Source organism: Mammaliicoccus sp. J-M41 (assembly GCF_022385935.1).
Taxonomy (GTDB): Bacteria; Bacillota; Bacilli; order Staphylococcales; family Staphylococcaceae; genus Mammaliicoccus; species Mammaliicoccus sciuri_A.
Genome location: NZ_JAJNIR010000082.1, coordinates 1 through 372 on the forward strand (window position 1 = coordinate 1; position 372 = coordinate 372).

The window sequence follows — 372 nt, forward strand, 5'->3', positions numbered from 1 at the left end:
TCAATTAATGAGTACAGAAACAACAGATGAAGTACGCGCATTACTAGATGAATTCGAAGCCCAAATGGAAGACGTCGTTGAATCTTAAAGTAAATCAATAAATCATCCCCTGTTAACGTTATCGTTAGCAGGGAATTTTTTGTTTGGTGAATCAAAAAAGTGCCTATCATATGGACAGTTTTATACGTTATTACATTGTACTTGTATCTATGACAAAACGATATTTAATGTTTGATGATAAGACTCTTTCATATGCTTCGTCTATTTGATCTGCTGAAATCAGTTCGATTTGTGGTCTAATGTTATGTTCTGAACAGAAGTCTAACATTTCTTGTGTTTCTCTTATACCACCAATTGCTGAACCTGCAAATG

The 372-nt window shown here is 33.9% G+C and carries 1 pseudogene; it reads right to left on the reverse strand.

The annotated features are described in order from the left end of the window. Positions 1 to 190: 190 nt before the first annotated feature. A pseudogene (locus LQ686_RS13980) lies at positions 191 to 372 on the reverse strand (alcohol dehydrogenase); the annotation flags it as partial.